This is a genomic window from Bradyrhizobium japonicum USDA 6, from assembly GCF_000284375.1.
GTDB lineage: Bacteria > Pseudomonadota > Alphaproteobacteria > Rhizobiales > Xanthobacteraceae > Bradyrhizobium > Bradyrhizobium japonicum.
The window spans coordinates 6,943,079-6,968,542 of the sequence record NC_017249.1 but is presented as its reverse complement, the minus strand read 5'-3'; the positions used below and the strand labels follow the sequence as shown (position 1 = coordinate 6,968,542).

Annotated in this window: 18 protein-coding genes; 17 read left to right on the top strand and 1 reads right to left on the bottom strand. The window is 65.5% G+C overall.

All coding sequences use genetic code 11. The features are described 5' to 3' along the window. From BJ6T_RS32685 to BJ6T_RS32605, 17 genes are all read left to right on the top strand, one after another. Window positions 1–873 carry a branched-chain amino acid ABC transporter permease gene (locus BJ6T_RS32685; RefSeq protein WP_014496848.1) on the top strand — a complete coding sequence of 291 codons (873 nt, stop codon included), beginning with the start codon at window positions 1–3 and terminating at the stop codon, window positions 871–873. Beyond that, entirely contained in the window at window positions 870–2,648 is a 1,779-nt protein-coding gene (locus BJ6T_RS32680; RefSeq protein ID WP_014496847.1) for a branched-chain amino acid ABC transporter ATP-binding protein/permease, read from the top strand. Before BJ6T_RS32685 ends, BJ6T_RS32680 begins: the two co-directional genes overlap by 4 nt. After that, complete coding sequence (locus BJ6T_RS32675) at window positions 2,648–3,376, top strand: ABC transporter ATP-binding protein (protein ID WP_014496846.1); 729 nt, start codon at window positions 2,648–2,650, stop codon at window positions 3,374–3,376. Before BJ6T_RS32680 ends, BJ6T_RS32675 begins: the two co-directional genes overlap by 1 nt. A gap of 93 nt (window positions 3,377–3,469) precedes the next feature. Then, complete coding sequence (locus BJ6T_RS32670) at window positions 3,470–4,555, top strand: malate/lactate/ureidoglycolate dehydrogenase (RefSeq protein WP_014496845.1); 1,086 nt, start codon at window positions 3,470–3,472, stop codon at window positions 4,553–4,555. 128 nt (window positions 4,556–4,683) lie between these two features. Then, window positions 4,684–5,460, top strand: a complete 777-nt coding sequence (locus BJ6T_RS32665) for an HpcH/HpaI aldolase family protein (protein ID WP_014496844.1) — start codon at window positions 4,684–4,686, stop codon at window positions 5,458–5,460. A gap of 167 nt (window positions 5,461–5,627) precedes the next feature. Further along, window positions 5,628–7,151 carry a UxaA family hydrolase gene (locus BJ6T_RS32660; protein WP_014496843.1) on the top strand — a complete coding sequence of 508 codons (1,524 nt, stop codon included), beginning with the start codon at window positions 5,628–5,630 and terminating at the stop codon, window positions 7,149–7,151. A 356-nt stretch (window positions 7,152–7,507) separates the two neighbouring features. Further along, the gene (locus BJ6T_RS32655; protein WP_014496842.1) at window positions 7,508–10,777 is read left to right on the top strand and encodes a transglutaminase family protein; all 3,270 of its coding nucleotides are present in this window, start codon (window positions 7,508–7,510) and stop codon (window positions 10,775–10,777) included. 27 nt (window positions 10,778–10,804) lie between these two features. Next, a complete protein-coding gene (locus tag BJ6T_RS32650) occupies window positions 10,805–13,321 on the top strand; it encodes a circularly permuted type 2 ATP-grasp protein (RefSeq protein ID WP_014496841.1) in 2,517 nt (838 codons plus the stop codon). Continuing rightward, window positions 13,318–14,196 (top strand): transglutaminase family protein, encoded by an 879-nt coding sequence (locus BJ6T_RS32645; protein ID WP_014496840.1) that lies wholly within the window; start codon window positions 13,318–13,320, stop codon window positions 14,194–14,196. Before BJ6T_RS32650 ends, BJ6T_RS32645 begins: the two co-directional genes overlap by 4 nt. Before the next feature lie 206 nt (window positions 14,197–14,402). Next, the gene (locus tag BJ6T_RS32640) at window positions 14,403–15,230 is read left to right on the top strand and encodes an HD domain-containing protein (RefSeq protein WP_014496839.1); all 828 of its coding nucleotides are present in this window, start codon (window positions 14,403–14,405) and stop codon (window positions 15,228–15,230) included. A gap of 130 nt (window positions 15,231–15,360) precedes the next feature. After that, window positions 15,361–16,251, top strand: coding sequence for an alpha/beta fold hydrolase (locus BJ6T_RS32635; protein ID WP_014496838.1), 891 nt, complete (start codon window positions 15,361–15,363; stop codon window positions 16,249–16,251). Window positions 16,252–16,331: 80 nt separating this feature from the next. Then, entirely contained in the window at window positions 16,332–17,855 is a 1,524-nt protein-coding gene (locus tag BJ6T_RS32630; protein WP_014496837.1) for an FAD-dependent oxidoreductase, read from the top strand. Window positions 17,856–17,984: 129 nt separating this feature from the next. Next, window positions 17,985–18,560 (top strand): HdeD family acid-resistance protein, encoded by a 576-nt coding sequence (locus BJ6T_RS32625; protein ID WP_014496836.1) that lies wholly within the window; start codon window positions 17,985–17,987, stop codon window positions 18,558–18,560. Between the two features lie 92 nt (window positions 18,561–18,652). Beyond that, window positions 18,653–18,877, top strand: coding sequence for a LapA family protein (locus tag BJ6T_RS32620; protein WP_014496835.1), 225 nt, complete (start codon window positions 18,653–18,655; stop codon window positions 18,875–18,877). A 113-nt stretch (window positions 18,878–18,990) separates the two neighbouring features. Further along, window positions 18,991–20,202, top strand: coding sequence for an ABC transporter substrate-binding protein (locus BJ6T_RS32615; protein WP_028169747.1), 1,212 nt, complete (start codon window positions 18,991–18,993; stop codon window positions 20,200–20,202). 256 nt (window positions 20,203–20,458) lie between these two features. Next, window positions 20,459–21,688 (top strand): acyl-CoA dehydrogenase family protein, encoded by a 1,230-nt coding sequence (locus BJ6T_RS32610; protein ID WP_014496833.1) that lies wholly within the window; start codon window positions 20,459–20,461, stop codon window positions 21,686–21,688. Between the two features lie 345 nt (window positions 21,689–22,033). Beyond that, on the top strand, window positions 22,034–23,467 hold the full coding sequence (locus BJ6T_RS32605; protein ID WP_240537922.1) for a hypothetical protein: 1,434 nt from the start codon (window positions 22,034–22,036) through the stop codon (window positions 23,465–23,467). A 196-nt stretch (window positions 23,468–23,663) separates the two neighbouring features. Here BJ6T_RS32605 and BJ6T_RS32600 read toward each other — a convergent pair whose 3' ends face one another. Beyond that, the gene (locus tag BJ6T_RS32600; protein ID WP_014496831.1) at window positions 23,664–25,403 is read right to left on the bottom strand and encodes a methyl-accepting chemotaxis protein; all 1,740 of its coding nucleotides are present in this window, start codon (window positions 25,401–25,403) and stop codon (window positions 23,664–23,666) included. Between the last annotated feature and the right edge of the window lie 61 nt (window positions 25,404–25,464).

The window sequence follows — 25,464 nt, the reverse complement described above, 5'->3', positions numbered from 1 at the left end:
ATGGATCTCGCCCTACAACTCCTGTTCACCGGCATCGGTATCGGTGCCGTCTATGCGCTCGTCGCGCTCGGCTTCGTGCTGATCTTCCGTGCCACCAACGTGGTGAACTTCGCCCAGGGCGAATTCTCCATGGTCGCGGCCTATCTGATGGTCGTCGCGATCGAAGCCGGTCTGCCCTATTGGGCGGCATTCATCGTTGCGCTGCTCGGCATGGCGCTGCTCGGTGTCATCTTCAATCTCGGCGTCTACTATCCGCTGCGCCACCGCACTTATCTGCCCGTGATCATCGCCACCATCGGCGCCTCGATCCTGCTCGCCAATTCCGTGCTCGCGATCTACGGCCCCCAGCCCCAGGTGCTGGAAGGCTGGTTTGAGACGCCGGGCATTCAGGTCGGCCCGGTCTATCTCGACAGCCAGTATCTCCTGATCATCGGCGTCACCATCTGTCTCGTGATCTTCAATTTCTGGTTCTTCGAGAAGACGCTGCTCGGCAAGAAGCTGCAGGCGACCTCGCAGGACAAGGAGATGGCCTCGCTGCTCGGCATCTCCGTCTCCACCATGATCATGATCACGTTCATCTATTCGGCCGTGCTCGGCGGCCTCGCCGGTATCCTCGTTGCACCGGTGCTGTTCGTCTCGATCCAAATGGGCTCGACGATCGCGCTGAAGGCGTTCGCGGCCACCATCATCGGCGGCTTCGGCGATGTCGCAGGGGCCATCATCGGCGGCCTTGCGCTCGGCGTGATCGAGACGTTTGGCGCCGCCTATGTCTCGGTGCCCTACAAGGACGGCTTCGCCTTCCTGGTGCTGATCGCCTTCCTGATCTTCCGGCCGCAGGGCATCTTCGGCGAACGCGTGGCGGAAAAAGCATGAGCGCTCCCAGCGACAACATGCCGATTCCGGCACCCGCCATCCATTCGAAGCCGCTGCTGGTCCGGCACCTGCCGTACTTCATCGGTGCCGCGATCCTGGTCGCGCTCGCCGCGACCATGCGCTTCGACGGATACGTCCACAACATCCTGCTGCAGGCCACCACGTTCTCGATCGCGGTGTTCGGCCTCTCGGTCGTGCTCGGCCTGTGCGGCCAGATCAATCTGGCGCAGGCCGCGTTCTTCGGGCTCGGCGCCTACGCGGTCGGCATCGGCACGACGGACCTGCATGTCAGCTTCTGGGTCTGCCTCGTCGGCGGCTGCCTGATCTCGCTTTTGGCCGGCGCGTTCCTCGGCATGTCCACCCTGCGGCTCGGTGGCCATTACCTCGCGATGGTTACGATCTCGTTCCAGCAGATCGTGACGCTGGTGATGATCAACGCGATCTGGCTGACGCACGGTCCCGACGGCGTTCCCAACATCAAGCGTCCCGAGCTGTTCCAGTCGTCGCAGAGCTATCTCGCCTTCTGCGTCGCGATGCTGGCGATCGTCGGCTACCTGGTCTGGCATCTCTCCGACACCAAGCTCGGCCGCGCCATGCGCGCGGTGCGCGACAACGAGCTGGCGGCCGGCGTCAACGGCATCGACGTCTTCCGCACCAAGATCTACGCCTTCGCGCTGTGCGCGCTGCTCGGCGGGCTCGCGGGCGGCCTGTTCGCCGGCGGTTTCGCCTATGTCAGCCCCGATCAGTTCTCCTTCGCGGAATCGATCGTGTTCCTGACCATGTCGCTGCTCGGCGGCGTGGCTTCGCCGATCGGCTCGACGATCGGCACGGGTCTCTTGATCCTGATCCCGGAATGGCTGCGCTTCCTCAAGAGCGTGCCGGGCCTGTATCTCGCGATCTACGGCCTGTTCGTGATCCTGATCATCCGCTTCATGCCCGACGGCATCTGGGGCTTTGTTGCGGACGCCTTCACGCGCTGGCGCGCCAAGACCAAGGCGCCGCCGGCCGCGGCTGCCCTGCAATTGAAGCCGGCGACGATCGGCGGCGACACGGTGCTGGAAGTCACCGGCCTGTCGAAGCATTTCGGCGGCCTCAAGGCCGTCGACGGCGTCGACATCGCCGTGAAGCGCGGCGGCGTGCATGCGCTGATCGGTCCGAACGGCTCGGGCAAGACCACGACGCTCAACGTGCTCTCGGGTCTCTATGAAGCGACAGCCGGCAGGATCGTGCTCGACGGCACCGACATCACCCACATGCCGCCGCATCAGCGCACGGCTTCTGGTCTCGGCCGCACGTTCCAGAACATTCGCCTGTTCCGTTCGATGACGGCGCTGGAGAATGTCGAGATCGGCGCCGAGCGGCCCGGCAACACCATGGTCGGGAAGGGCGACGACGCCCTGACCGAGCGGGCGATGGAGGCGCTGACCTTCGTCGGGCTCGGCAGCCGCGCCAACGAGCTGATCTCGAGCTTCTCCTACGGCCATCAGCGGCTGATCGAGATTGCCCGTGCGCTCGCCTCGAACCCGACGCTGCTGCTGCTCGACGAGCCTGCGGCCGGCCTCAACTCGACCGAGAAGCTGGAACTGCACGAGCTGCTCAAGCGCATCGCGGCGCAGGGCCTGACCATCCTGATCATCGATCACGACATGACGCTGGTCTCGGAAGCGGCCCAGCACATCACCGTGCTCAACTTCGGACGCCGTATCGCGGACGGCGAATCCCTGGCCGTGCTGCGTCATCCCGACGTCGTCTCCGCCTATCTCGGGAGCGAATGATGCCGTTGCTCGAAATCCGCAACCTGGTGGTGCGCTACGGAGAGATCGAAGCACTGCGCGGGGTGACCTGCGCGGTGGAGCAGGGGCAGGTGGTGACGCTGCTCGGGGCCAACGGCGCCGGCAAGTCCACGACCTTGCGCGCCATCTCCGGCCTCGCCAAGCCGACCTCCGGCGACATCCTGTTCGACGGCAATTCGATCGCGGGTCTTGGTCCGGAAGCGATCGTCCGCATGGGCATCTCGCACGTGCCGGAAGGCCGCAGGGTATTCCCGGGTCTCACCGTGAAAGAGAACATCATGCTCGGAGCGTCCAATCGCCGGGCGCCGACCTCGGAAATCTCGCGGGAGGCGGACGCGATGTTCGACCTGTTCCCCGACATCCGCAAGTTCACCAACGCGCTCGGCTGGACGCTGTCCGGCGGCCAGTTGCAGATGGTGGCGGTTGCGCGCGGCTTGATGGCCAAGCCGCGGCTGTTGTTGCTCGACGAGCCCTCGCTTGGTCTTGCGCCCGTCATCGTGCAGGCCGTGTTCAAGATCATCTCGGAGATCCGGCGCAACACGACGGTGCTGCTCGTCGAGCAGAATGCGCGCATGGGCCTGTCGGTGGCCGATTACGGCTATGTGCTCGAAACCGGCCGCATCGTGCTCGGCGGCAAGCCCGACGAGCTCTGGGGCAACGAAGCGATCCGCGCCGCCTATCTCGGCGGCCATGCCAAGGTAAGTGCTTAGGGCATGATCCGGACCCGGAGGGCCGCGTTAGCGCAAAGTGTGCAGCGGTTTTCCGAGAAGATCATGCCCAGACAATAACCGGGGAGTTTGTCCATGGTTACGATCCAGGTCCAGAACCTCATCGACTTCGTCGGCGAGGTGTTTGGTCACGCAGACTCCTCGCCGGAGGAGGCGAAGCGGATCGCGACCTATCTCACCACGGCCAATCTCACCGGCCATGACAGCCACGGCGTGATCCGCGTGCCCGTCTACATCCGCTGGAAGACGACGGGTTTCGTGGTCCCGAACCAGACCGCAGAGGTGGTTGTCGACACGCCTTCGCTCGCGGTGGTCGATGGCAAGTTCGGCTACGGCCAGACCGTGACGCCGCAGGCGGTTCGGATCGGCATCGAGAAATGCAAGAAGGCGGGCCTTGCCGCGGTCGCGTTGCGCAATGCCGGCCATATCGGCCGCGTCGGCGATTGGGCCGAGATGGCCGCCGCCGAAGGGTTGGTCTCCGTGCATTTCGTCAATGCTGCCGGCTCGCTGCTGGTGGCGCCGTTCGGCGGCGTCGAGAAGCGGCTCTCCACCGCGCCTTACTGCGTCGGCATCCCGCGCGAGGGGCAGGATCCGATCGTGCTGGATTTCGCCACCTCGGTCGTCGCCGAAGGCAAGGTGCTGGTCGCAAGCCGTGGCGGCAAGAAGCTGCCGAAGGGCGCGCTGGTCGATGCCGACGGGACCCTCAGCGAGGACCCGACCGTGCTCTACGGGCCCTTCACGCCGGAAGGGCCGCGCGACCACACCAAGGGCACCGGCGCGATCCGCGCCTTCGGCGACCACAAGGGCTCGGGCCTTGCCTTCATGTGCGAGCTGCTCGGCGGCGCGCTGACCGGAACCGGGGCCACCTCGGGCGGGCGGCGCTTCGCCAACGGCATGCTGGCGTTCTATGTCGATCCGAAGGTCGTCGATACCTCCCATGTGTTCGATGCAGAGGTGTCGCGCTATACCGACTTCATCCGCGCCACCAAGCCGATGGCGGGGGTCGATCAGGTGCTGATTCCCGGCGATCCCGAGCGGAAAACCCGGGCCGAGCGCACCAAGAACGGCATCCCCTTGCCGGACGACACCTGGGCGGCGATAGTGAACACCGCCCGCGAGGTCGGTGTCAGCGAAGTCAGCATCCAGCGGGCGACCGCATAGGTCTTGCGTCATTGCGAGCGTAGCGCGGAGCCCCGGTTCGCGGTAACAGCAGAGCCGTGCTGTCGCGGCGCTCGTCATGGTGACGAAGGTCCAAACAACGGTCCAAGCAACAAAAGAAGGAAGGCAACGTGGCGAACAAGGTCAAGGAAATCTGGAAGTCGGGCAAGGCCGTGGTCAACGCGTGGCTCGCGATTCCCTCCGGCTTCTCGGCCGAGATGATCGCGCAATGCGGCTTCGACAGCGTCACCGTCGACATGCAGCACGGCGTGCAGGACTATCTCTCGATGGTGCAGTGCTTCCAGGCGATGGACAAGCATCCCGTGACCCCGATGGTCCGCGTGCCCTGGAACGAGCCCGGCATCATCGGCAAGGTGCTCGATGGCGGCGCCTATGGCGTGATCTGCCCGATGGTCAACACGGCGCAGGAGGCCAAGAACCTCGTGTCGTATTCCAAATATCCGCCGCAGGGCGTCCGCTCCAACGGCCCGATCCGCGCGGGCATGTACGGCACCGCGGGCTCCTATCAGAAGACTGCGAATGCCGACACCATCCTGCTGCCGATGATGGAGACCAGGACCGCGGTCGAGAACATGGAAGCGATCCTCGACGTCGAGGGCATCGATGGCGTCTATATCGGCCCGTCCGATCTCGGCTTCTCCTACGGCCTCGAGCCGAAGCTCGATCGCACCGAGCCGGAGATCCTCGCGATCTACGACAAGATCATCAAGGAATGCGCCAAGCGCGGCCTCAACCCGGGCATCCATTGCAGCGGCGCGGAAGGCGCGGCGCGTGCCATCAACATGGGCTTCAAGCTGGTGACGTTGTCCAACGAAGTCGGCCTGATGACGACCTACGCCAAGATGCAGGTCAACGCGACCCGCAAGGATTCCGGCGGCAAGGCATAGGCACTCTCGTGTCCGGACGCGATGCGGCGCGTAGCACCGCTTCGCCGAGCCGGGACCCAGAGGCCAGTGAAGTATACGACGTGACAACCAGGCCCCGGAACTGCAGCGCATCGCTATCGCGCTGCGCAGCGTCCGGGGCACGATAGTTTTGATACAGGAGACCTGCCATGACCATCAGCCCCGTCATTCGCCTCCATCCCGATGATGGCGTGCTGATCGCGCGCGCGAGCCTGCCGCCGGGAACATTGGTCGCCGACGGCGTGACCACGGTCGAGCGCATTCCCTCCGGCCACAAGGTTGCGATCAAGCCGATCGCATTGGGCGAGCCGGTCAGGCGCTACGGCCAGATCATCGGCTTTGCGACGGTGCCGATCGCGCCGGGCCAGCACGTGCATACGCAGAACTGCGGCATGGGCGATTTTTCCAAGGACTATGCCTATTGCGCCGACGTCAAGCCGACGCCGAACTTCGATCTGCCGGCGACCTTCGAGGGTATCCGCCGTCCGGACGGCCGCGTCGCCACGCGCAACTATATCGGCATCCTCACCTCGGTGAATTGCAGCGCGCATGTCGCAAGCCTCGTCGCCGACGTCTTCAAGAAGAATCCCTTCACCGGCGACAATCCGCTCGCCGACTTTCCCAATGTCGACGGCGTGGTCGCGCTGACCCACAAGACCGGCTGCGGCATGACGCAGAACGAGCCCTTGGCGCTGCTCCGCCGCACGCTCGGTGGCTATGCGCGTCACGTCAATTTCTCCCACGTCATCGTGCTTGGGCTGGGCTGCGAGGTGAACCAGATCGGCGGCCTGATGGAGGAGCAGAAGCTCGCGGGCCGCCTGCGCGCGATGGACATCCAGGAGGTCGGCGGCACCCGCAAGACGGTCGAAGCGGGGATTGCCTTCGTGCGCGAGGCGCTCGCTGATGCCAACAAGGTGAAGCGCGAGAGCGTCCCGGCGAGCGAGCTCACCGTGGCCCTGCAATGCGGCGGCTCGGACGGTTATTCCGGCGTATCCGCCAATCCGGCGCTTGGGGCTGCCAGCGATCTCATCGTCCGTCACGGCGGCACCGTGATCCTGTCGGAGACGCCCGAGACCTACGGCGCCGAGCACCTGCTCACGCGCCGCGCCGTCAGCCGCGAGGTCGGCGAGAAGCTGGTCGATCTCATGCGCTGGTGGGACGCGTATACCGAGCGCGAGGGCGCCGAGATGAACGCCAATCCGAGCCCCGGCAACAAGGCCGGCGGCCTCACCACCATCTTGGAGAAATCGCTCGGCGCGATGGCCAAGGCCGGTACCACTAATCTCGTCGACGTACTGCGCTATGCCGAGCCCATCACCAAGAAGGGTTTCATCTTCATGGACACGCCCGGCTACGATCCGGTCGCTGCGACCGGCCAGGTCGCCGGCGGTGCCAACCTGGTCTGCTTCACCACCGGCCGCGGCAGCGTGTTTGGCTGCAAGCCGGCGCCCTCGATCAAGCTCGCCACCAACACGCCCATGTACAAGCGCATGGAAGAGGACATGGACGTCAATTGCGGCACCATCCTCGAAGGCGAGGAGAGCGTCGAGCAGTGCGGCCAGCGCATCTTCGAGCTCATCCTGAAGACCGCGTCCGGACAGCCGACCAAGAGCGAAAGCTTCGATTTCGGCGGCGCGGAGTTTGCGCCGTGGGTACTGGGTGCGACGATGTGATCGCGCGCGGCGCAGCTCGCTGCGCGCAGTTTTGTAGCGACTGTCGTTGGCGGCGGAGGGCTGCTTCTTACCCTCTCCCCCTGCGGGAGAGGGTGGCTCGCCGCAAAGCGGCGAGACGGGTGAGGGGTCTCTATCCTCACGAGCGCTTTTCCGAGCGGAAAGAACCCCTCATCCGGCGCTTCGCGCCACCTTCTCCCGCAAGGGGAGAAGGGAAGAGAAGCGTCGCCAGCCAATCACGTATAGCCCCGCACTCACGCGGCCCGCACCTTGCATAGGCACCCTCTGCCCGTTGTTAGTGCTTGATCGAGGTCACCTCCGGTGTTCTGCTCAAAAAAGCTGCTGGAGCATCGCACCCCGTGTCGATCTACGTCGCACTACACCACGTCACGCACTACAAATACGACCGCCCGATCGATCTTGGCCCGCAGACCATCCGGCTGCGGCCGGCGCCGCATACGCGCACGCCGGTCCTGAGCTATTCGCTCAAGGTCACTCCGGCCAATCATTTCGTGAACTGGCAGCAGGACCCGCAGGGCAACTGGCTGGCGCGCTACGTGTTTCCGGAGAAGACGACCGAGCTGAAATTCGAGGTCGACTTCACGGCGCAGATGACCGTGGTCAACCCGTTCGACTTCTTCGTCGAGCCCTATGCCGACAGCTTTCCGTTCGAATATCCGAAGGACCTGAAGACGGAGCTCGCGCCTTATCTCGAGACCATCAAGCCCGATCGCCTGTTCGCGAAATTTCTCGATACGATCCCGCACGAAGCTGCGAACACCGTCAACTTCCTGGTCGATCTCAATCGCGAGCTTCAGAAGCACGTCCGTTACATCATTCGCATGGAGCCCGGCGTGCAGACGCCAGAGGAGACGCTCTCCTCCGGGGCTGGCTCGTGTCGCGACTCTGCCTGGCTCCTGATCCAGACCCTGCGTCATCTCGGCCTCGCGGCGCGCTTCGTCTCCGGCTACCTGATCCAGATCCGTCCCGACATCGATCCGATCGAGGGACCGCCCGAGGTGGAGAACGATTTCACCGATCTGCACGCCTGGGCCGAGGTCTATCTGCCGGGCGCGGGCTGGATCGGATTCGACGCCACCTCCGGCATGCTCGCGGGCGAGGGGCACATCCCGGTTGCGGCCACGCCGCATTATCGCTCGGCGGCGCCGATTTCCGGCGGCGCCGGCTTTGCCGAAGTCGAGTTCGCCTTCGATATGAGCGTCAAGCGCATCCGCGAGGCGCCGCGCATCACAAAGCCGTTCTCCGACGAATCCTGGACGCGGCTCAACGATCTCGGCGAGCAGGTCGATGGCGATCTCGCAAGCCAGGACGTGCGTCTCACCATGGGCGGCGAGCCGACCTTCGTCTCCGTCGATGATCTCGAAGCGGCGGAGTGGAACACCGAGGCCGTCGGCCCGACCAAGCGCGCATTGGCCGACGATCTGATCCGCCGCCTGCGCACGCGTTTCGGGCCGGGCGGCCTGCTGCATTACGGCCAGGGCAAATGGTATCCGGGCGAGAGCCTGCCGCGCTGGGCCTTTGGGCTCTATTGGCGCAAGGACGGCGTGCCGATCTGGAAGAACGCCGATCTCATCGCCAAGATTGAAAATCCGCGGCCCGCGCAGGTGAAGGACGCCGAGGCCTTCATGGAAGGTGCGGCGTTGCGGCTCGGGCTCGATCCCGGCTACATCATGCCGGCCTACGAGGACACCGCGCTCTGGCTTCAGAAGGAAGCCGAGCTTCCCGTCAATGTCGATCCGTCCGACTCCAAATTGTCCGACCCGGAGGCACGCGTGCGGATCGCGCGGGTGTTCGAGCAGGGCCTCAACACCCCGCGCGGATTCGTGCTGCCGGTGCAGCGCTGGAACGCGCCGCCGCGCTGGCGCAGCGAGCGCTGGCAACTCCGGCGCAATCATCTGTTCCTGATGCCGGGCGATTCCCCTCTCGGTCTGCGCCTGCCGATCGGTTCGCTCGGCTACGTTCCACCCGATCAATATCCCTACATCGTCGAACGCGACCCGATGGAGCCGCACGGCAAGCTGCCGGTGTTCAGCCTTCCGGCGCGTCCGGAAGCGCCGCCGCGGGCCGCGCCCGAGAAACTCAACACGTCGGTCCCGGTCCGCACCGCGATGTCGGTCGAAGTCCGCGACGGCGTGCTCTGCGCCTTCATGCCGCCGGTCGAGCGCATCGAGGATTATCTCGAGCTGGTCGCGGCCCTTGAAGCCACCGCCGAGGAGATGCAGCTCCAGGTCCATGTCGAGGGCTACCCGCCGCCGTTCGATCCGCGCATCGAGGTCATCAAGGTGACGCCGGATCCCGGCGTCATCGAGATCAACATCCAGCCGGCCAAGAGCTGGCGCGACGCGGTCGACATCACCTCAGGTCTCTATGAGGATGCCGGCAAGGTGCGCCTCGGAGCCAACCGCTTCCTGGTCGACGGCCGCCACACCGGCACCGGCGGCGGCAACCACGTCGTCGTCGGCGGCTCGAGCCCGCAGGACTCGCCGTTCCTGCGCCGTCCCGATCTGCTCAAGAGCCTGGTGCTGCATTGGCAGCGGCATCCGTCGCTGTCCTATTTCTTCTCGGGGCTGTTCATCGGCCCGACCAGCCAGGCGCCGCGCATCGACGAAGCCCGGCACGACAGCATCTACGAGCTCGAGATCGCGCTCTCGCACGTGCCGCCGCCGGGCTACCAGGCGCCGCTGTGGCTGGTGGACCGGCTGTTCCGGCATCTGCTCGTCGACATCACCGGCAATACCCACCGCGCCGAGATCTGCATCGACAAGCTTTATTCGCCCGACGGCACCACGGGCCGGCTCGGCCTCGTCGAATTCCGTGCGCTCGAAATGCCGCCCGACCCGCGGATGTCGCTGGCGCAGCAGCTCCTGATCCGCGCGCTGATCGCAAAATTCTGGCGCGAGCCGCAGACCGGCAAATTCGTGCGCTGGGGCACTGCGCTGCATGATCGCTTCATGCTGCCTCACTTCATCTGGCAGGACTTTCTTGACGTGCTTTCTGAGTTGAAGCAGTCCGGCTATCCCTTTGAGCCGGAATGGTATCTGGCCCAGCTCGAATTCCGCTTCCCCGCTTTCGGCCGTATCCATCATGGCGGCGTGACGCTGGAGCTGCGGCAGGCGCTGGAGCCCTGGCATGTGCTTGGCGAGGAGGGCTCGGCCGGCGGCACGGTGCGTTATGTCGACAGTTCGGTCGAACGGCTTCAAGTGAAAGCTGAGGGCTTTGTCGAGGGCCGCCACGTCGTGACCTGCAACGGCCGCCGCCTGCCGATGACCTCGACCGGACGCTCCGGGGAGGCGGTCGCCGGCGTCCGCTTCAAGGCCTGGCAGCCGGCCTCCGGCCTGCACCCGACCATCCCCGTTCACGCGCCCCTGACCTTCGACCTGATCGACACCTGGAACGGCCGCTCGCTGGGCGGCTGCGTCTATCACGTCGCCCATCCCGGCGGCCGCAGCTACGACACCAAGCCCGTCAACACCTACGAGGCCGAGGCGCGGCGGCTGGCGCGCTTCCAGGACCACGGCCATACGCCGGGTCCGATGCAGCCCCCGCCCGAGGAACGCACAAGTGAGTTTCCGCTGACCCTCGACTTGCGGACCCCGCTCCTGCAATGAGAATGATGGTGGGGCAGGGAGAGGCGCATGGGCGAGGGCGCAGCCGAACAGGACGACAAGACGGGTAAGGCGCAAGGAGGCCAGCGCCGCCTCGCGCAATGGGTCCGCGACTATAGCCGCCTGCCCGGCATCCCCGACGAGTTCCTTGGGCCTGATGGCGCCCCCCGCGCGGTCTGGAGCCGCTTCTTCGACGCCTTTGGCGCGCTCGCGCCGGACGAGATCGAACGGCGGTTCGGCATGGCCGACCGCCATTTGCGCGAGGCCGGCGTCACCTACCGTGCGCCCGGCGACAGCGCCGACCGGCCGTGGTCGATCAGCCATCTGCCGCTGCTGATCGACGAGGCCGACTGGAAGCAGCTGTCAGCGGGCATCACCCAGCGCGCCGAGCTGCTCGAGCTCGTGCTGCGCGACATCTATGGCGAGGGCCGGCTGGTCGCGGAAGGCGCGCTGCCGGCCGCCGCGATCGCCGGCAGTCCCGAATATCTCCGTCCCGTCTGCGGCGTGCCGCCGCCCGGCGGGCGCTATCTCTCGCTCTATGCCGCCGATGTCGGCCGCGGGCCCGACGGGCGCTGGTGGGTGCTCGGCGACCGCACGCAGGCGCCGTCGGGCGCGGGCTATGCGCTGGAGAACCGCCTGGTGCTCTCGCGCGCGTTCTCCGATCTCTACAAGTCGATGAACGTGCCGCGCGTCGCGCCGTTCTTCGAGGCGTTTCGCGACAGCCTGCGCGCGCGCGCCGATCGCGACGAGCCGCGCATCGGCGTGCTCACGCCGGGCAGCTTCAGCGAGACCTATTTCGAGCATGCGACCCTGGCGCGCTATCTCGGCTTCCTGCTGGTCGAGGGTGACGATCTCGCCGTCAGCGACAACCGTATCCACATCCGCACCGTCGCCGGCCTGAAGCGGCTCGACGTGCTCTTGCGCCGGGTCGATTCCAACTCGCTCGATCCGCTCGAGCTCGATGCGTCCTCGCATCTCGGCGTGCCCGGCCTGATCGACGTGCTGCGCAAGGACGGCGTCGTCGTCGCCAACATGCCGGGCTCGGGCGTGCTGGAGGCGCGCGCGCTGCTCGGCTTCCTGCCGGCCCTGAGCCGCCGCCTGCTCGGTGAAGAGCTCAAGATGCCGCATATCGCGACCTGGTGGTGCGGCCAGCGCATCGCGCGCGACGAGGTGTTGTCACGGCTCGACGAGGTCGCGATCGAGGGCGCCTATCGGCGCGGCGTTCCCGGCTTCGACAGCAACGGCCCAGTGCTCGCGAGCGAGCTCGACGCCGCCGGGCGCCAGCGTCTCGTCGACGCCATCAGCGCGCGCGGCATGGACTATGTCGGCCAGGAGGTGGTGCGGCTCTCGACCATGCCGGTGTGGGAGCAGGGCCAGCTCACGCCGCGTCCCTTCGTGCTGCGCGTGTTCGCGGCCGCGACGCCCGACGGCTGGGCCATCATGCCCGGCGGCTTCTGCCGGATCGCCGAGCAGGCGGACGCGCGCGCGGTGTCGATGGGCGACGGCGCCCGCGCCGCCGACGTCTGGGTGGTCTCGGACAAGAAGGTCTCGATCGCGACGCTGCTGCCTGCGACCGACAAGGTGCGGATCCGCCGCATCGCCGGCGTGCTGCCGAGCCGCGCCGCGGACAATCTGTTCTGGCTCGGCCGCTATCTCGAACGCGCCGAGGCAACGCTGCGGCTGGTGCGCGCGCTGGGTTCGCCGAGCGGGCCCAACAAGGGCACCGCGGCCTCGCTGCAATCGGCCGACCGCATCCAGCGCCTGCTGGTGGCCTGGGGCGCGATTTCGCAGGCTTCGCGCACGGCGCCGGGGCGCATCGTCGCCGAAGCGCTGCAGAGCCCGGAGCGTTTCGGCTCGGCGCTGTCGCTGGTGCGCGCGGCGCAGCGCACGGCGACATCCTTGCGCGAGCGGCTGTCGCCCGACGCCTGGCAGGTCATCACCGAGATGGCCGATCGCCTCGCCTACGAGGTCGAGGACGACGACGATGTGCTGAGCGCGGCCGAGCTGACCTTGCAGGAGCTTGCGAGCTTTGCAGGACTGGCGCAGGAGAACATGAACCGCGCCGCAGGCTGGCGCTTCCTCGATATCGGCCGCCGCACCGAGCGCGCCATCAACACCACGCGCTTTGCGCGCCAGTTCGCCTATGACGAGGCCTGCGACGAGGATCTCGATATCCTGCTGACGCTGGTGGATTCCCAGATCACCTATCGCTCGCGCTATCTGCTGGCGCCGATCCTGGCACCGGTGCGCGACCTCGCGGTGCTCGACAGCTACAATCCGCGTTCGGTCGCGTTCCAGGTGACGACGCTGAACGAACACATCGCTTCGCTGCCGAGCCTGAAGGAGCACGGCCTGATCGAGCAGCCGCAGCGGCTCGCGGTGGCGGTGCAGGCGATGTTGGCCACCGCGGAAGCCGAGAAGCTCGAGGTCAAGACCCTGTTCTCGCTGGAGCAGGACCTGCTCAGCCTCGCCGAGGCGATCGGGCTGCACTACTTCCCGCACGGACCCAATGCCAGCCGGCCGGAAAAGCTGACGGGGCTGGCGTGATCTACGACATCCGTCACGTCACGACTTACGAATACGAGAGTCCGGTCAGCTTCGCCCGCTGCACGCTGCGGCTGGAGCCGAAGAGCGGCAATGGCCAGGAGCTGATCTCGCACAAGGTCGAGATCCGGCCGCGCCCGTCCGAGCGCCACGTCCGCCGCGACTTCTTCGGCACGCTCACCGAGAGCGTGGTGGTCGAGACCGCGCACCGAAACTTGCGCATCGATTCCCGCTCGCGCGTGTCGGTCTCGCGAGAGCCGCCCGCGCGCGACGCCGTCAGCCCGCCCTGGGAAAGCATCCGCGAGATCGCGTTTGAAGCAACGAGCCTCGGACCGTCCTCACCGGTCGGCTACGTCTTTGCGAGCCCGCTGGTGCCGGTGCTGCACCCCGTCAGCGCCTATGCGGCCACGAGCTTTGCGCCCGGTGCAGGGATCCTCGCTGGCGCGACCGATCTCATGCATCGCATCCGCACCGAATTCCGCTACGATCCGAAGGCGACCGTGATCTCGACGCCGCTTGGCGAGGTCTTCGACAAGCGCCACGGCGTTTGCCAGGACTTCGCCCATGTGATGATCGCAGGGCTGCGTGGGCTCGGCCTTCCGGCGGCCTATGTCAGCGGTTATCTCCGTACCATTCCGCCGCCGGGCCAGCCGCGTTTGCAGGGCGCCGATGCCACCCATGCCTGGGTGTCGCTGTGGTGCGGGGCTGAGCTGGGCTGGGTCGACTTCGATCCGACCAATGATTTGCTGGTCGCCAACGATCACATCGTGCTCGCGGTCGGCCGCGACTTTTCCGACGTCTCGCCGGTCGACGGCATCATCGTCGGCTCGCCGAAGCAAAAGCTGGGCGTCGCCGTGGACGTGCTGCTGGTGGAATAAAAGCGGTCTTGACGGACCAGGCCAGGCTGTGTCGCGGCCCGACCGCAACCGTGATGGCGCGGGGCACAACAGCAACATATTTCCGTAAATTTGTCCCGGCGTTTGGTCACTTGGCCCAAGATGGGCTATGCTAGCCGTTGCGTCGAGGACACGAATGAGACGTCGGGAGCTGGCGTGGGACACCACCGACAAGCGGGGCTGCATCCATGATGACGTTACCGAGACTGGCGGCTGAATCCCTGGAGAAGTTGCTGGGCTCGTTCATGCGTCGCAGGTACGACGATTCCTATGCCAGGGTGGTGGAGGCCTCGACGCGCACCGCGATGGAATGCATCGGCAACAGCGACGCGCTCTATCACAATATCGAGCATACGATGCTGGTGACGCTGGCGGCCCAGGCCATCATGCTTGGTCGCAATCTGCACACGCACCTCGATGCCGAGGACTACATCCATATCCTGATCGCCTGCCTTGCGCACGACATCGGCTATGTTCGCGGGCTGTTTCCGGAGGACGACGAAGACGGTTTCGTGGTCGACGAGGCCGGCACCAAGGTGTCGCTGCCGCGCGGCGCGTCGGATGCCAGTCTGATGATGTATCACGTTGATCGTTCGATGCTTTTCGTGCGGCGGCGGCTGCCGCCGATCCGCGGTATCGACAGTGAGCGCGTCGCCCGCGCCATCGAGGGCACCCGCTTCCCGGCCCGCGAAGGCCAGGAGTATGACGACGAAGCCTCGATCCTGCGCGCCGCGGATTTCATCGGCCAGCTCGGCGATCCCAACTATCTGCGCAAGGCCAACGCGCTCTATTACGAATTCGAAGAGGTCGGTATGAATCGTCAGCTCGGCTACGACTCGCCCGCCGACATCGTGAACCGTTATCCACAATTCTACTGGAACAGCGTCGCACCGCACATCCAGACCGAGATCGGCTATCTCAACAAGACCGAGATCGGCCGGCAGTGGATCGCCAACCTCTACAGCAACGTGTTCCGCGCCGAGCGCGAGATCTCGCTGTCAGGCCCGCAGAAATAGGGGCTCTTGCAGCCCGCATGGAGCGCGTTCGCGACGCCTGGATTTCGCGGAGCCTGTCATCGGACGGCGCTTCGCGCCGATCCGTTGGCTCCATCCGGATTACGAGATCGCGCAACTCCGTGAGCAAATCATGCAACAAAAAACCATCAGCACGGATATCCTCGACATCGCCTATCTCGAATACGGCGCGCCGGATGGCTGGCCCTGCATCATGGGCCACGGCTTTCCCTACGATGTGAACGCCTATGCCGAGACCGCGCCTCTGATCGCGGAAGCGGGCGCGCGGGTGCTTGTGCCGTGGCTGCGCGGCTACGGGCCGACGCGCTTCCGGTCCGCCGCGACGCTGCGCTCCGGCGAGCAGGCGGCGCTCGGCGCCGATCTGCTGGCCTTCATGGATGCGCTTCGTATCGAACGCGCGGTCGTCGGCGGTTACGATTGGGGCGGGCGCGCGGCCTGCGTGGTCTCGGTGCTGCATCCCGAGCGCGTGATCGCCCTCGTCTCCGGCAATTCCTACAACATCCAGAACATCGCGCGTGCGATGGAGCCGGCTTCGCCATCGGAGGAAGCGGCGTTCTGGTATCAATATCTCTTCCACAACGAGCGCGGCCGCCGCGCGCTGGAGCGCAACCGGCGCGGCTTTGCGCGCCAACTCTGGGCGATGTGGTCGCCGAAATGGGGCTTCGACGACGCGACGTTCGAGACGAGTGCGGTGTCGTTCGACAATCCTGATTTCGTCGATGTCGTGATCCACTCCTACCGTCATCGCTATGGGCTGGTCGAAGGCGATCCCGCCTATGCTGCGATCGAGGCCAAGCTCGCCGCGCAGCCGCCGATCCGTGTCCCGGCGATCGCGGTCGACGGCGACAGCGACGGCGTCAATCCCGGCACTGCCCATCACGCGCCCAAATTCGAAGGCATCTTCGAACGGCGTGTCTTCGCTGGAGCCGGCCACAACCTGCCGCAGGAGCGGCCTGCGGAATGGGCGCAGGCCGTGCTCGACGTTCGCAAGGCGGCCGGGTAACGCCGATTTTCGCCGTCGCGGGGAACTTTTCGCTGACGGCGCCGTCCAAATCCTGAGCGAGAGCTGTGAGGGAGATGACCATGGGCGAGGAAAGCAAGCCGAGCGGGCCGGACCTGACCAAGGGCGTGTCGCTCGACCAGTTCAAAGACGGCAAGCTGCTCGGCCATGTCGGCGAGGAGGACATCCTGCTGGTGCAAGCCGGCAGCGAAATCTTCGCGATCGAGCCGTCCTGCAGCCACTACCATGGCCCGCTCGCCGAAGGGCTGGTCGTGGGCGACACCATCCGCTGCCCCTGGCATCACGCCTGCTTCTCCTTGCGCACCGGCGAAGCCACCCGCCCGCCGGCGCTGAACGCGCTGGCGGTCTGGGAGGTCACGCGCGACCAAGACAGGATCTCGGTTCAGCGCAAGCGCGAGATGCCGCAGCCTGCAGCGTCACATCGCAGCGCGCCGACGCCGGAAAAATTCGTCATCGTCGGCGGCGGTGCGGCGGGCTTTGCGGCCGCCGAGACGCTGCGGCGCGAGGGCTTTGCCGGCACCATCACCATGCTCAGCGATGACGGCGCGATGCCGGTCGACCGGCCGAACCTCTCCAAGGATTACCTCGCCGGCAATGCACCCGAGGATTGGCTGCCGCTGCGGGGCGAGGACTATTATCAGGATGCGGGCATCGATCTCAGGCTCAGCACCAACGTTGCAGCGATCGATCCGAAGGCGCGCATCATCACGCTCGGCAGTGGCGACAAGCTGCCGTTCGACCGGCTGCTGCTCGCAACCGGTGCCGAACCGGTCAAATTGCAGATTCCGGGCGCGGACCAGCCCCATGTGCACACCTTGCGGACCGTCGCCGACAGCCGCGAGATCATCAAGGCGGCCGGCAGCGCGAAGCGCGCGCTGGTGATCGGCGCCAGCTTCATCGGCCTCGAAGTCGCGGCCTCCTTGCGGGCGCGCAAGCTGGAGGTGCATGTGGTTGCCCCCGAGCAGCGGCCGATGCAGCGCGTGCTCGGCGCCGAGATGGGCGATTTCGTCCGCGCGCTGCATGAAGACAATGGCGTCCACTTTCACCTCGAGGACACCGTGGAAAAGCTCGAGGGCAAACGCGCCACGCTGAAGAGCGGCAGTGTGATCGAGGCCGATCTTGTCGTGGTCGGGATCGGTGTCAGGCCGCGCCTTGTGCTCGCCGAGCAGGCGGGGCTCGCCATCGATCGCGGCGTCAGCGTGAACGAGTATCTCGAGACCAGCGCATCAGGCATCTTCGCGGCCGGCGACATCGCGCGCTGGCCAGATCCGCATTCGGGCCAGGACATCCGCGTCGAGCACTGGGTGGTGGCAGAGCGGCAGGGCCAGGCCGCGGCGCGCAACATGCTCGGCAGGCGCGAACGCTTCGACGCCGTGCCGTTCTTCTGGTCGCAGCACTATGACGTTCCGATCAACTATGTCGGCCATGCCGAGAGCTTCGACGACATCGCGATCGACGGCAGCATCGACGGCAGGGACTGCCTGCTGAAGTACCGCAAGGGCGGGCGCGTGCTGGCGGTCGCTTCGATCTATCGCGATCTCGATAGTCTCAAGGCCGAGCTCGACATGGAGCGCTCGCGCACGTGAGGCGTCCCGTCCGCCCTTGACTTAAGTCAATGGGGGCTCCCGCGGGGGCTGCTCTACTGGCTGTTGTCCCGGCGCGGCTCGTGCTATCCTGAGATGTGCCTTGGGACTTCGCATGCAGGAGTAGCCGTCATGACAAGTGCTTCGGATACGTCTCCAAACTTGGGTCTTGGGTCCGGCATTGCTGCGCTGCACGCCAAGTGGGGCTGGATCGTCGCCCTCGGCGTCGTCTATCTCATCACCGGCTTCATCGCGCTCGGCAGCATGATGATGGCGACGGTGGCGAGCGTGCTCGTGGTTGGTGTGATGATGATCATCGCCGGGGTCACCGAGGTGATCGGCGCGTTCCAGATGAAGAGCTGGGGCAAGTTCCTGATCTGGGCCTTGCTCGGCGTGCTCTATATCGTCGCGGGCTTCCTGACCTTCGAGAACCCGTTGTTCGCCGCGGTGCTGCTCACCTTGTTCCTCGGCGCGTCGCTGCTGGCCTCGGGCGCCGTCAGGCTGTTTCTCGCCTTCAGCATGAAAAGGGAAAGCCCGTGGGTGTGGGTGGCGCTGTCTGCAGTCATCACTCTGCTGCTCGGGCTCTTGATCCTGGCGCGCTGGCCGGTCAACAGCGTCTATATCCTCGGCCTGTTCCTCGGCATCGACCTGATCATGGCCGGCGCCGGCTGGGTCAGTCTGGGCTTTAGCCTGCGGCGGCGCCATTAAGGTTTGATCCGGAGAAGGACCGTGATCGCCCAAGAGCGCGATGACCGTTCATCCAGATTTCATCGCGCGTCGGGCGACGCTGAGGGATTGTCATGCGCTGGTTTCATCTCGCCGTGATCGTGTTTTTCGCCGCAGCGACCATCGTCTTCGCCGTGCAGAATCTCGACACGGTCACGATCTCCTTCTTCAAGATGAATCTCAGTCTGCCGCTCGCGCTCCAAACCCTCGTTGTCTATCTCGTTGGAGCCGCGACCGGCGGCAGCCTGTTCGCCCTGCTGCGGCGTTCATACGCTGGTTCGAAACGAGACGTCGAATGAACCAGCAACTCGACGCAAGACCATCTTGCGGAACTCCGCTGAGCTGACGTGCTGGCAAAAAGCAGCACGCCGCGCGGTCGCCTCGCGTGGACGATCATCACCGGGGAGAAACCATGAGAGCCGCTTTGGTCCTGGCCGCAGCGCTGGCTGTCGCCTGCCTGTCCACGCCCGTCTCCGCGCAAAAGTCCTACGGTCCTGGTGTCAGCGACACCGAGATCAAGATCGGCAACACCATGCCCTATAGCGGCCCGGCATCGCCGCTTGGCATCACCGGCAGGGTCATCTCCGCTTATTTCGACGAGGTCAACGAGAAGGGCGGCGTCAATGGCCGCAAGCTCAACCTGTTGTCGCTCGACGACGCCTTCTCACCGCCGAAGACCATGGAAGCCGCGCGACGCCTGGTCGAGGGCGACGGCGTCGCCTTCATCTTCGCGACCATGGGCACCGCGCCGAGCTCGGCGATCGCAAAATACCTCAACAGCAACAAGGTGCCGCAGATCTTTTTGATCAGCTCGGCCTCCAAGTGGAACGATCCCGCCAACATGCCGTGGTCGATGGCGCTGCCCTGGGCGCCGAACTACACCAGCGAGGCCGCGATCGACGTCGCCTACGCCCGCGCCAAGAACCCGAATGCGCGCTTCGCGGTGCTCTATCAGAACGACGACGCCGGCAAGGAATATTTTCGCGGCGTCAAGGAAGCGCTTGGTGCCGACGCCGACAAGGCGCTCGCGATGGCCTCGAGCTTCGAGGTCACCGATCCCACCGTCGATTCCCAGGTGCTGACGCTGGCCAACACCAAGGCCGATGTCTTCATGATCTATTCGGTGACGCCGCGCGCCTGCGCGCAGGCGATCCGCAAGGCCCATGAGGTCGGCTGGCAGCCGACGCGCTTCCTCGCCAGCGGCTGCGCCAACAAGGCGACCGTGATGGTGCCGGCAGGTCTCGACGCCGGCAAGGGCGTGCTGTCGCTCGGCTCGCTCAAGCCGTTTGTCGAGCAGCCGAAGGACGACCCGTCGATGACGGCCTATATCGACTTCATGAAGAAGCGCCTGCCCAATGCCGACATCAACAACGTCGCCGGCCTGTACGGGTACACCGTCGCCGAGGCGCTGGTCGTCCTGCTGAAGCAGTGCAAGGACAATCTGACGCGCGAGAACATCATGGCGCAGGCGGCGAACCTCAAGAACGTGCCGCTGTCGCTGTTGATGCCCGGCATCACCCTCAACACCACGCCGCAGGATTTCCGCCCCATCAAGGACGGCTATATGCTCCAGTTCGACGGCAACGACTGGATCGTGGCGAGCGAGCTCTTGCGCGGGACGTGAGGCGCAGCAGAGACAGTGCACCCTCTCCCCTTGCGGGAGAGGGTGGATCGCCGCGAAGCGGCGAGCCGGGTGAGGGGTTTGTCTCCGCGAGTCGTCTCGACATTTGAACTCGCGGAGCCAACCCCTCATCCGGCGCCATAGCCGAAGCTTGGCTTCGGCGTTCTCAAGAACGGCGGCCGAAGGCCGCCTATGCCACCTTCTCTCGCAAGGGGAGAAGGGAAGAGGCATCATTAAGCGTTGCGAACAGGAGAACCCCATGGACTTTCAACACTCCGCCCGTTCGCTGGAGCTGCAGGAGCGCGTCCGCCAGTTCATGCGGACGCATGTCGAGCCGGTCGAGGAGCTCTATTACGAGCAGGTCAAGCCGGAGGCCACGCGCTACAAGACGCCGCAGATCCTCCAGGACCTGAAGCGGCTGGCGCGGGAGCAGGGGCTCTGGAACCTGTTCCTGTCAGGCGAGCACGGCCAAGACCCTAACAACACTGGCCTCACCAATCTCGAATACGCGCCGGTGAAGGAGATCATGGGCCGCGTCCTCTGGGCGCCCGAAATCTTCAACTGCTCGGCCCCCGATGTCGGCAACATGGAGGTGCTGGCGAACTACGGCACGCCGGCGCAGCAGGAGCGCTGGCTGAAGCCGCTGCTGGAGGGGCGCATCCGCTCCGGCTTCTCGATGACGGAGCCGCAGGTCGCCTCCAGCGATGCCACCAACATTCAGTGCGAGATCAAGCGCGACGGCAGCGACTACGTCATCAACGGCCGCAAATGGTTCACGTCGGGCGCGATGAACGAGGATTGCGAGATCCTGATCGTGATGGGCAAGACCGCGCCCGACGATCCCGACCGCCATCGCCAGCAATCCATGATCCTGGTGCCCAAGGCGACGCCCGGCGTGCGCATCGTCCGCGATATGCTGACCTACGGCTACGACGACGCGCCGGTCGGCCATCCCGAAATCGTCTACGAGAATGTCCGTGTACCGGCCGAGAACATCCTGCTCGGCGAGGGCCGCGGCTTCGAGATCGCGCAAGGCCGGCTCGGCCCCGGCCGCATCCATCACTGCATGCGCCTGATCGGCTGCGCCCAGCGCGCGCTCGAATTGATGTGCCAGCGCTCGGTGTCCCGCACAGCCTTCGGCAAGCCGCTCGCAGACCAGGGTTCGGTGCGCGAGGACATCGCGCACTCCTTCTGCGAGATCGCACAGGCGCGGCTGCTCACGTTGCAAGCTGCCGACAAGATGGACCGCGAAGGCAACAAGTCCGCGCGCGACTTGATCGCGGCCGCCAAGATCGTGGTGCCCAGCATGGCCGCCCGCGTCATCGACCGCGCCATCCAGATCCACGGCGCGGCCGGCGTCTCGCAGGACACCTTCCTCGCCCGCGCCTACGTCTATGCCCGCTTCATCCGCATCGGCGACGGCCCCGACCAGGTGCACCTTGCCGCGGTCGGCAAGGAGCTGATCAAGCGCGGCGGGGTGATGGGGTAGCGTCTGACCCTCTCCAGGGGAGCCTGCACCTTGATGTGGGATGAACGCTCATAACGGCGCGCAGGATGCCGCGCGTAGCCGAAGCGTCTCGCCATTCGACCTGACATTTAACCATGAAACGGTACTGTTTCAGGTCGTTACGGCATCGTTTCAGACCATTGTAGCACAATAGTAACGACTCCCGATTGAAAGTGGCGCGGAGTGCGCGCTGCGGCAGGTTCGCGCACAGGTGAGAGAATAGACCGCTTCCGTTCGAGGAGAGGGCCTTTGCCGGCGTCAAAAGAGGCGGTCACGCCCCTGGCCATGTCAGGAAGCACGGTTAGCATGAGCTACCGCTGGATCATCGTGTCGGCGATCCTGCTGATGGCCTTGCTCGTTCAAATGCCTGTCGTTCTCAACGCGGATTTGAGCTGCCTGCTGACCGAAGGCGAGAAGGTTCTCGATGGCGGAAAGCTCGGCGTCGACGTCTTCGAGCTGAATCCGCCGCTGTCGGTCTATTTGTACATGCCGGCGTTGCAGCTTGCGCGCATCACCGGCATTGCCCCCGAGATCATCGTGATCATCCTGGTGATGATCGAGATCGTTGCCGCACTCGTCATCATCGATCTTGCCGCTGCGGCGGCAAAGCTGGAAGCCGACGAGAGGAGCATTTCGGCGTGCGTGCTCGCATTCCTGTTCGCAATTTTTCCCAGCGCCGTATTCGGACAGCGTGAACACATCGCCGTCATTGCGATGACGCCTTTCGTCGCCATCGCTGCGATCCGCTGGCGCGGGCTTGCGCCCGGACCGGTTGCGATCCTGGCGGGACTGGGTGCCGGCTTGGCCATGAGCCTCAAGCCCTACCTTGCCCTCGTGGTCGGCCTGCCGATCATCCTCTGCGTCCTCCGTCAACGCTCCATCAGACCCTTGTTCACCCCCGAAGCGTGTGTGGCCGCTGCTGTCGTCATCGGCTACGGAGCGGTGCTCGCCATCTTCTTTCCGGCTTATCTGTTGACCTTTGCCCCGATGGTCACTGCCGCCTATGTGCCATTGAGGATGGATTTCGGCGATCTGCTTTTTTTCCCGGCCGTTATGCTGGTCGCTTCCGTCGGCCTTGTGCGCCTGTTGGCGCCGCAGGACTTCAAATGGGAAGGCGGCGCAACGCCGTGGCTGGCCGCAGCGGTTGGCGGAGCGGCGAGTTTCATCATCCAGGGCAAGGGCTGGACCTACACCGCTTTTGCGCTTTGCATGTTTGCGAGTGCCGCGCCATTGCTGCAGGCTCGTACGAAGACGTTGCGCCTGCCTGTCATGATCTGCGCTCTTGCTGCGATTGTGTGCATCGGCTCCCGCTTGTCCCTTCAGGTGCGGCCGTTCCCGCCGCTGGAGGGGCGTATCCTGGCCCTTGCCAAGCATCCGCGGCTGATCACGATCGGCGATCACGTCGCTCTCGGGCATCCGCTCGTCCGTCAGATCAATGCGACCTGGGCGGGTAACACGTGTGGGCAGGCGTTGGCGGCCGGCTCGATGCTCCAACAGAAGAGCTCGCAACTGCCTGAGGGTGAGCGAGCGAAACTGGACGGCATCATCAATTTCGAGCGGCGGCTGCTGTTGGCGGACCTGCGAGCAGGTCGGCCGAACGTGATTCTCGTGGATACCTACCTGCTGAGCTCAATGCCGTTCGATTGGCTGGCCTGGGCCAATTCGGATCCCGACCTCAAGGCGGAGTTGAGCCGTTATCGTGAAGTCGCGGATGCCGACGGCCGCGTTCGCATATTGGTCGATCCTTCCGGTTCGGAATGATGGTCCCGTCTCGTTCGGGGCTGAATGCGCCATGATCACATCATGCCAGTGTTTTGCCCGACGCGTCAAACACATTTCGTAAAATCAGCAGGCGCTCGCGCCGGCGATCAAGCCATTGATTCAGCTATCCCCGCCTACTGTGCATGGGGTTGTTTTCCCGATTTTTGTTGGGCGGGCCCCGCCGCGGCGGCCGCGCTCACCCCGCCTTGGCGATACGGCTGTCCGCCGCCCCCGAACGCAGGTTCTGGAAGAACTTTTCCACCTCGCGCGACAGCGTGTCCGCCGTCTCCGTCAGGCTGCTCGCCGCCGTCAGCACGGAGGCTGCCGCCGTGTCGGTCTCGCCGATGGCGTCGCGCAGCGAGGTGATGTTGGCAACCAGGGTCTCGTTGCCCTGCGCGGCCGATTGGGCATTGGACGAGATCTCGCGCGTGGCGGCGTCCTGCTGGCCGATGGCGCCGGCGATGGCCGAGGTGACCTCGTTGATCTCGCGCACGGCGCCGCCGATCTCGCGCACGGCATCGACCGCGTTGCGGGTGGACGCCTGGATCATCGCGACGTTCTCGCCGATCTCGGCGGTCGCCTTGGCGGTCTGACCCGCCAGCGCCTTCACTTCGTGCGCGACGACGGCAAAGCCGCGGCCGGCGTCACCGGCGCGCGCGGCTTCGATGGTGGCGTTGAGCGCGAGCAGATTGGTCTGCTCGGCGATGGCCTGGATCAGGTTGAGCACGCCGTCAATGCGCTGGGTGGCGGCCGCGAGGCTTTCGATCTCGGAGATCGACTTCTCGGTACGCTGGCCGGTCTGCTCGACTGCACCTGCGGACTGCCGCACCTGGCGGCCGATCTCCACCACCGACGCGGACAGCTCCTCGGCCGCGCCCGCCACCGCCGTGACGTTGTGCGAGGCCTGCTCGGTGGCGTTCGCGGCGGTGCCGGCGCGGCTGCTCGCATCCGCCGTGACGCGGGTGATGGTCTGCGCGGTCTCGCGCATGACGGAGGCGTTGTCGCTGAGGCCGCGCATGATCGCGCCGATCGCCTCGCCAAACGCCTCGACGGATTGCTCGATGTGGCGGGCGCGCTGCTCGCGCGCGGCGGAGTCCTGGGAGACCTGCGAGGCGAGATTGCGGTTGCGGCCCATCGCGTCCTGGAAGATCTGGATGGCGCGTGCCAGCGCGCCGATCTCGTCGGCGCGCTCGGAGTGCGGCACCACGACATTCTCGGCGCCGTCCGCGACCTGCTCGATGGTCGCGGTGATGGCGGAGAGGGGGCGCGCGATCGAGCGGGCGATGATGACGATGCCGATCACGACGAGCGCCAGCGCCACGCCGCCGAGGCAGGTCAACACGAAGGAGAGGGTGCGATTGGTCTCGGTCTCCAACGCGATCTGCCTGGCGCGCTCGGCATAGACCTTGGACAGCGCCTCGAGATCCTTGTTCAGCGCCGAGCGCACGGCGCGATTGGCGTCGTTGTCGCCCCATTCGCGGCCGGCGGCCGCATTGATCTCGACGCCGCGGCGCACCAGCTCTTTGCGGAATTCGACGAACTGCTCGATGCGCTTCTTGAACGTGGCGAACTGCTCGGCATCGTCGGCTTTGACGATGGTCTCCCAGCGCTTCACGACATCGAGGATCTGGGCGTTGAACTTGAGCAGGCCTTCGCCGTATTTCTTCACGACGGCCGGTTCGGTCGACATGTAGACGCCGCGCGATTCCATCACGACCGCGTAGACCAGCGAGTTGACCCGCTCGACATTGAGTGCTGCGGCGTTCGCCGTCTCGATCGCGCTCGTCAACTCGGCGCTGCGGCGGCTGTTGTAGTCGGACAGCAACGCGATCGCCGCCGTGAGCAGCGCAAACAGCGCGAAGATCGCATAGAGCTTGGTCGCAAGCGCGAAGCGGCCTGCCAGCCCCGTGGCATTCCCAGAACGGTCGGTTGTCATGCTTTTCAGAGGCCCCAATGGCCGGCAATGGCCGGAGAGCGCGGTCGTATAAAATTGATGC

What these genes read in the sequence shown, in the direction of transcription:
- BJ6T_RS32680 (WP_014496847.1), top strand. Translation starts at nt 870, where the DNA reads ATGAGCGCTCCCAGCGACAACATGCCGATTCCGGCACCCGCCATCCAT.
- BJ6T_RS32635 (WP_014496838.1), top strand. Translation starts at nt 15,361, where the DNA reads ATGCAACAAAAAACCATCAGCACGGATATCCTCGACATCGCCTATCTC.
- BJ6T_RS32630 (WP_014496837.1), top strand. Translation starts at nt 16,332, where the DNA reads ATGGGCGAGGAAAGCAAGCCGAGCGGGCCGGACCTGACCAAGGGCGTG.
- BJ6T_RS32610 (WP_014496833.1), top strand. Translation starts at nt 20,459, where the DNA reads ATGGACTTTCAACACTCCGCCCGTTCGCTGGAGCTGCAGGAGCGCGTC.
- BJ6T_RS32620 (WP_014496835.1), top strand. Translation starts at nt 18,653, where the DNA reads ATGCGCTGGTTTCATCTCGCCGTGATCGTGTTTTTCGCCGCAGCGACC.
- BJ6T_RS32650 (WP_014496841.1), top strand. Translation starts at nt 10,805, where the DNA reads ATGGGCGAGGGCGCAGCCGAACAGGACGACAAGACGGGTAAGGCGCAA.
- BJ6T_RS32670 (WP_014496845.1), top strand. Translation starts at nt 3,470, where the DNA reads ATGGTTACGATCCAGGTCCAGAACCTCATCGACTTCGTCGGCGAGGTG.
- BJ6T_RS32640 (WP_014496839.1), top strand. Translation starts at nt 14,403, where the DNA reads ATGATGACGTTACCGAGACTGGCGGCTGAATCCCTGGAGAAGTTGCTG.
- BJ6T_RS32600 (WP_014496831.1), bottom strand. Translation starts at nt 25,403, where the DNA reads ATGACAACCGACCGTTCTGGGAATGCCACGGGGCTGGCAGGCCGCTTC.
- BJ6T_RS32660 (WP_014496843.1), top strand. Translation starts at nt 5,628, where the DNA reads ATGACCATCAGCCCCGTCATTCGCCTCCATCCCGATGATGGCGTGCTG.
- BJ6T_RS32675 (WP_014496846.1), top strand. Translation starts at nt 2,648, where the DNA reads ATGCCGTTGCTCGAAATCCGCAACCTGGTGGTGCGCTACGGAGAGATC.
- BJ6T_RS32625 (WP_014496836.1), top strand. Translation starts at nt 17,985, where the DNA reads ATGACAAGTGCTTCGGATACGTCTCCAAACTTGGGTCTTGGGTCCGGC.
- BJ6T_RS32615 (WP_028169747.1), top strand. Translation starts at nt 18,991, where the DNA reads ATGAGAGCCGCTTTGGTCCTGGCCGCAGCGCTGGCTGTCGCCTGCCTG.
- BJ6T_RS32685 (WP_014496848.1), top strand. Translation starts at nt 1, where the DNA reads ATGGATCTCGCCCTACAACTCCTGTTCACCGGCATCGGTATCGGTGCC.